The sequence below is a fragment of the Kluyvera intermedia genome (assembly GCF_021440345.1).
Lineage (GTDB): Bacteria > Pseudomonadota > Gammaproteobacteria > Enterobacterales > Enterobacteriaceae > Kluyvera > Kluyvera intermedia_A.
Genome location: NZ_JAKCNS010000061.1, coordinates 23,092 through 29,704 on the forward strand (window position 1 = coordinate 23,092; position 6,613 = coordinate 29,704).

Annotated in this window: 6 protein-coding genes; 3 read left to right on the plus strand and 3 right to left on the minus strand. The window is 54.7% G+C overall.

Going from position 1 to position 6,613, the window contains the following annotated elements:
* Positions 1 to 7: 7 nt before the first annotated feature.
* Positions 8 to 877, plus strand: coding sequence for an MDR efflux pump AcrAB transcriptional activator RobA (robA, locus tag LZ634_RS17050; RefSeq protein ID WP_234507377.1), 870 nt, complete (start codon positions 8 to 10; stop codon positions 875 to 877).
* Here the strand turns inward: robA and gpmB are convergent.
* On the minus strand, positions 874 to 1,521 hold the full coding sequence (gene gpmB, locus LZ634_RS17055) for a 2,3-diphosphoglycerate-dependent phosphoglycerate mutase GpmB (protein ID WP_234507379.1): 648 nt from the start codon (positions 1,519 to 1,521) through the stop codon (positions 874 to 876). The genes robA and gpmB overlap by 4 nt on opposite strands.
* A 177-nt stretch (positions 1,522 to 1,698) precedes the next feature.
* On the opposite strand from gpmB, the gene yjjX reads away from it, so the two are divergent.
* Positions 1,699 to 2,217 (plus strand): inosine/xanthosine triphosphatase, encoded by a 519-nt coding sequence (yjjX, locus tag LZ634_RS17060; RefSeq protein ID WP_234507381.1) that lies wholly within the window; start codon positions 1,699 to 1,701, stop codon positions 2,215 to 2,217.
* 85 nt (positions 2,218 to 2,302) lie between these two features.
* On the opposite strand, the gene trpR is transcribed toward yjjX, so the two are convergent.
* Both trpR and sltY read right to left on the minus strand, forming a co-directional pair.
* On the minus strand, positions 2,303 to 2,632 hold the full coding sequence (gene trpR, locus LZ634_RS17065; protein WP_052283158.1) for a trp operon repressor: 330 nt from the start codon (positions 2,630 to 2,632) through the stop codon (positions 2,303 to 2,305).
* Between the two features lie 63 nt (positions 2,633 to 2,695).
* Positions 2,696 to 4,633 (minus strand): murein transglycosylase, encoded by a 1,938-nt coding sequence (sltY, locus tag LZ634_RS17070; RefSeq protein ID WP_234507383.1) that lies wholly within the window; start codon positions 4,631 to 4,633, stop codon positions 2,696 to 2,698.
* 219 nt (positions 4,634 to 4,852) lie between these two features.
* Here sltY and ettA point away from each other — a divergent pair, with 219 nt between their 5' ends.
* Positions 4,853 to 6,520: an energy-dependent translational throttle protein EttA gene (ettA, locus tag LZ634_RS17075; RefSeq protein ID WP_234507385.1), complete on the plus strand. Its 1,668-nt coding sequence runs from the start codon at positions 4,853 to 4,855 to the stop codon at positions 6,518 to 6,520.
* The last annotated feature ends 93 nt before the right edge of the window (positions 6,521 to 6,613 follow it).

The window sequence follows — 6,613 nt, forward strand, 5'->3', positions numbered from 1 at the left end:
GTATTATATGGATCAGGCTGGAATTATTCGCGATCTCCTCGTTTGGCTGGAAGGTCATTTAGACCAGCCATTATCGCTGGATAATGTGGCGGCAAAAGCCGGTTACTCCAAATGGCACCTGCAACGTATGTTCAAAGACGTTACCGGCCATGCTATTGGTGCTTACATCCGTGCCCGTCGTTTATCCAAATCGGCCGTTGCGTTACGCCTGACAGCACGCCCGATTCTCGATATCGCGCTGCAATACCGTTTTGACTCTCAGCAGACCTTTACCCGCGCCTTTAAAAAGCAGTTCTCGCTGACGCCTGCGCTGTACCGTCGCTCTCCGGACTGGAGTTCATTCGGAATGCGACCGCCGCTGCGTCTGGGCGAGTTTACGATGCCAAAATACGAATTTGTCACGCAGCCAACCACTCACCTGGTGGGCGTGACCCAAAGCTACACCTGCAAACTGGAAGAGATTTCCGAATTCCGCCAGCAGATGCGCGTACAGTTCTGGACCGACTTCCTCGGCAATTCACCATCTATTCCGCCGATTCTGTACGGGCTTCATGAGCCGCGTCCAAGTCAGGAGAAAGATGACGAGCAGGAAGTGTTCTATACCACCGCGCTGACGCAAGAGCTGGCAAACGGTCACATCAACAATGCTCATCCTGTTACCCTTGAAGGCGGCGAGTATGTAATGTTTACCTACGAAGGTCTGGGCACGGGGCTACAGGAGTTTATCCTGACGCTCTACGGCACCTGCATGCCAATGCTCAACCTGACCCGTCGCAAGGGTCAGGATATCGAGCGCTTCTTCCCGCAGGATGAAGCCCGGAATCAGGAGCCGCCGATTATGCTGCGCTGCGAATACCTGATCCCAATTCGCCGTTAACGCTGTAGCTCGTCCAATGCAGGGGTATCCAGATGTGAGATATCCCCTGCCGTTTCAACGACCCATCCCGGCGCCAGCCACAGGCTTTCCTGATAATCTACCCGTGAAATTGAGCAGTTACGCAGACGTAACCGACGCTCCGCGTGCGCAGGCAATCCCAGAATCGTACTCACCAGACAGCCTAGGGCAATCCCGTGGCTCACCAGCAGCGGGCGACTTCCAGCCGGCAGATTAAGGCAAGCGGTCAGCCCGGCGCGCATACGTTCGCTGAGTTCCTGCATTGACTCACCCTCCGGAATACGCCCGTTCGGCGTGCCGTTAACCACCAGCCGACGCCACTCTTCTTCCTGCGCGCTCAGTGAATCAAGGTGACGTTGTTCCAGAATACCCATATCCAGCTCGCGCAGGCGGGCATCCAGCGTCACGCCACAGCCACAGGCATCGGCAATGATCTCGGCGGTACGCTGCGTACGGCCCAGATCGCTGGCGATAACGTGGGTGATGCCGTAGGAACGCACGCGTTCTCCCACCTGCACCGCCTGCAACTCACCTTTAGCCGTCAGAGGACTATCGGACTGGCCTTGAATACGCCGTTCGGCGTTCCACTGCGTTTCGCCATGGCGAACAAGATATACCTGTAACATGTTTTTTATCCGTTATACTGCGATGACATTTTATTGTATGGGTTGTGATTCTCTGCGAGTTTCGCGTTACGGGAAGATGGCAGGCAAGCGAATCACGATGAGCTGACTTAAATCGGTGATTTGCGTGAACGAACGCAGCCAAAATACCTGCAACATGAAATACGACGAGTATAGATTATGCATCAAGTTATAGTAGCTACCACCAATCCTGCCAAAATTCAGGCAATTCTTGCCGCATTTGACCAGATTTTTGGTGAAGGATCCTGTCATATCGACGCTATTTCCGTTGATACCGGCGTACCAGAGCAGCCTTTTGGCAGCGAAGAAACTCGTGCTGGCGCGCGTAACCGGCTGGCTAATGCGCGCCAGGTAAAGCCTGAAGCTGATTTTTGGGTGGCTATTGAAGCGGGAATTGATGAAGGTGCAACCTTCAGTTGGGTGGTGATTGAAAGCCGCGACCAGCGTGGAGAGGCGCGTTCCGCTACGCTGCCATTACCGGAAGCCATCCTTGAACAGGTTCGCGCAGGTGAAGCGCTGGGACCGGTCATGTCGAAATACACCGGTATCGATAAGATTGGCAATAAGGAAGGGGCGATTGGCGTATTTACCGCCGGCGCGCTGACGCGCAGCAGCGTTTACCATCAGGCTGTGGTTCTGGCGCTAAGCCCTTTCCACAATGACCTCTATCGTGCATAAACCCCAGCTCGACGCCGGATAAGGTAATCTTTTTATCCGGCTACGCGAGATGAGTGCAACGGAAAACACCGCGCGCATCCTCAGCCTATGGCTGCGTTTTCGGTAACGTTTCTTCAAGCCATTGACGCAGTTCAACCGGCGCGGACTTCAAGCTGTTAGAGCCGCGAGTGATTGTCGCGATCCCCGCACCAAGTTCATTTTTCAACTCGCGCTGGCTCATTTCGCCGCGCAGCAGCTCTTCGATAATTCTCACACGCGTGCCCAGCGCTTCACGCTCGTCCGGAGTCATGATCAAATTCAACAAAGGCAAAGAAAGCTCGTCGGTATACGCCAGACGCAGAAGCTCCACAAAGCGAAGCCACTCCTGGTTACGCTGTTCAGCAACCGTAGCTGAATAAGGGGATTGTTGGGTCATAATAGGCCACCGTGTTATGCATGTACTCTTAAGCGAGTACAAGCATAACACAGGTCTGCAATATCAGTAACGACGTTGCCACTCATTGCTGGTCAGGATCTCCTCTTTCTCCCCCATAAAGTGGCGATAATAGGCATCATAAGCCAGCACGTTTTTCACGTAGCCACGCGTTTCCGAGAACGGGATGCTCTCGATAAACGCCACCGCGTCAATTCGTCCAGCGCTATTGCCAAGCCAGGTACGCACCCGCCCAGGACCGGCGTTGTACGCTGCCGAAGCAAAGATGCGGTTATTTTCAAATTGCTGATAAACGTACTGCAAATAGCTGGTACCGATATTGATATTGGTTTCCGGATCTAACAACTGGATTGGATTACTGTAGCCCGGCAGATTAAACATCTTCACCGTATGGGTCGCAGTGCCTGGCATAATCTGCATCAGCCCGCTTGCGCCCACCGGTGATTTCACTTTCGGATTCCACGCGCTCTCCTGACGAGCAATGGCCATCGCGTAGCTCTGCGGCACATCTTTACCCGAGGTATAGCGCGTAAACAGATCCTTGTAAGCCAGCGGGAAACGTTCCTGCAGGTTGTCCCACAGCTTACCGGCGATCGTTGCCTGTACGCTAAGATCCCACCAGTTCTGGTCAAACGCATAGCGCGCCAGCTGCGCCTGCTCGGTTTGGCTGCGGCTGCTGACCAGATTAGCCCACTCACTGCGGGCAGTATTGTCCTGATTCCAGTACATCAACTCGCGAACGCGCGCCATTTCCGCGCCGCTGGTCAACGTCGAAGCGATTGCGCCCGGTGCTTCATCTATACGTAGCGTATAGGGTTCACCCAGTCGTTGTGCTGCGACCATCGGATAGAACCCGCGCTGCGTCATCAGCGACAGTAGAATTTGTCGTGCCTCGTCGTCTCGCCCCTGCTCCATCAGCAGATCGGCCTGCCAGTAGCGCCACTCGTCTTTCTCTTTCGCTTCCATTGGCAATCGCGCCAGCCAGGTGTTCAGCCCTGTTCGATCGCCAGTCCCCAACGCCATACGAACCCGACGCTCAACCAGCGAGGTCGATTGCGAGCGCATAATCGCATCATCGCGCCAGCGGGCCTGCTCATCGGTCACGTCAGACCCCATCAGGCGCCAGGCGACAATATCGCGCAGCTCCTGGGTCTGCTCTTCGTTAAGCTGCTGCGCTTGCACCAGCGATGGGATCATCAAGCGCGCATTTTCAACATCCTGGCGTGCCACGCTGCTAAAGGCCACCGCCGCCAGTTGGCGGGTAAAATCGGTCGCCCCCGTGCTGCGGGCAAAGGTCAGCACATTGTTGGGATTATTTGCCAGGTCGGTAATCGCGGTAGACATGGTCTGGTATTCTGCAGGCATCTGCGAGGCCAGGGCTTTCACCAGCCCGGTATTGCCGGCTTTCATCACCAGCCGAATGCGCTCCAGATAAGCGAGTGGATCCTGGGTGCCGGACGATCGCCAGGCGCTGAACAACTTATCGCAGGCATTCGGGCGGTTTTGCCCGCTCAGCCACAGCGCTTTTGCCCCTTCCCAGGCCCCCTGAGCATCACCCACGGTATATTTGGCGTAGTAATAGTTACACTGCGTTTCTGCAGTGCCCGGCTTTTCCGGGCTAAAGGCCAGCAGGCCACGCCAGTCTTCGCGGCGCGCCAGTTCATTGATAAAGCGGTTTTTGAGCGTCCGGGCAGGTGGCAACGTCGGGTTCGCCTGCACAAAGTTGGTCACGGCCAGCGCGGGCGTATTCATTAGATCGCCGGAAAGCTGACGATATTCCAGATAGGGATACAGTGGGTAGTCGCGCAGAGTTGGCATTAAGCTCTCAACCACATCCATCTGGCGGTTATCCCACGCCTGTTTGATTTGCGCATAGCGGCTGCGCTGTTGATCCAGTGAGTCAGCGTAGGCCGCGCTACTGACGGTCAGCAGGCAGACACCCGCTGCCAGCAGACGCCACGTAAATTGTTTGGCTGTTTCCACAGGCTCTTCCTCGTTGTCACGTTACGTCAGTGCAGCATCGTGCCGCGTAATAGATTTATGCTAACTATTGATGGCTAAATGTTCCACGTAATGAACACTTTTTTACGTTTTATCGGTGTATTTGCGCCGCTGAATTTGCCTGCTGGGCTTGAAGGGGGAAAACAGCTACACTTCGCCTTTGAAAACTCTATTCATCACTATAAAAGAGGCGAAGTCCACGTGGCTCAATTCGTTTATACCATGCATCGTGTCGGCAAAGTTGTTCCGCCGAAACGTCATATTCTTAAAAACATCTCACTGAGCTTCTTCCCTGGCGCAAAAATCGGTGTACTGGGCCTGAATGGCGCCGGTAAATCCACCCTGCTGCGCATTATGGCCGGTATCGATACCGATATCGAAGGCGAAGCTCGCCCACAGCCGGGTCTCAAGATTGGTTATCTGCCACAGGAGCCAAAACTGAACCCGGAACATACCGTTCGTGAATCCGTTGAAGAAGCGGTTGCCGAAGTGGTTAACGCACTGAAAGGCCTGGATGAAGTGTATGCAAAATACGCTGAGCCGGATGCCGACTTCGATAAACTCGCCGCGCAACAGGGCAAGTTCGAAGAGATTATTCAGGCGCACGATGGTCACAACCTGAACGTGCAGCTTGAGCGTGCGGCTGATGCCCTGCGTTTGCCGGATTGGGATGCAAAAGTCGAGAAGCTGTCCGGTGGTGAACGTCGCCGCGTAGCGCTGTGCCGCCTGCTGCTGGAAAAACCAGACATGCTGCTGCTCGATGAACCAACTAACCACCTGGATGCTGAGTCCGTGGCATGGCTGGAACGCTTCCTGCACGACTTCGAAGGCACCGTTGTGGCGATTACCCACGACCGTTACTTCCTCGATAACGTTGCCGGTTGGATCCTCGAACTGGACCGCGGTGAAGGTATTCCTTGGGAAGGCAACTACTCCTCCTGGCTGGAGCAGAAAGATCAGCGTCTGGCTCAGGAAGCTTCTCAGGAAGCGGCTCGCCGCAAATCTATTGAGAAAGAGCTGGAGTGGGTACGTCAGGGCGCTAAAGGCCGTCAGTCTAAGGGCAAAGCCCGTCTGGCACGCTTTGAAGAGCTCAACAATACCGAATACCAGAAGCGTAACGAAACCAACGAACTGTTTATTCCACCAGGCGCACGCCTGGGCGATAAAGTCGTTGAAGTGAGCAATCTGCGTAAATCCTATGGCGATCGTGTACTGATCGACGATTTAAGCTTCTCGGTACCGAAAGGCGCTATCGTCGGTATCATCGGTCCGAACGGCGCGGGTAAATCCACCCTGTTCCGCATGATGTCCGGTCAGGAACAGCCTGATAGCGGCACTATCTCGCTGGGCGAGACCGTGAAGCTAGCCTCCGTTGACCAGTTCCGTGACGCAATGGATAACAGCAAAACCGTTTGGGAAGAAGTCTCCGGCGGACTGGATATCATGAAGATCGGCAACACAGAAATGCCAAGCCGCGCCTACGTTGGCCGCTTCAACTTCAAAGGCGTTGATCAGGGCAAACGCGTCGGCGAGCTGTCCGGTGGTGAGCGTGGTCGTCTGCATCTGGCGAAACTGCTGCAGGTTGGCGGTAACATGCTGCTGCTCGATGAACCAACCAACGACCTGGATATCGAAACCCTGCGCGCGCTGGAAAACGCCCTGCTGGAATTCCCAGGCTGTGCCATGGTTATCTCGCACGACCGTTGGTTCCTTGACCGTATCGCGACCCACATTCTGGACTACCAGGATGAAGGTAAAGTGGAATTCTTCGAAGGTAACTTTACCGAATACGAAGAGTACAAGAAACGTACGCTGGGCGCAGATGCGCTAGAGCCAAAACGTATCAAGTACAAGCGTATCGCGAAGTAAAACCAATTGGCGGGAACAGGGTCTCCTGTTCCCGTTTTATTATTGACATATACTCCCAAAATCCCCTGAACCTCCCACCGTGCAACCAAGAGA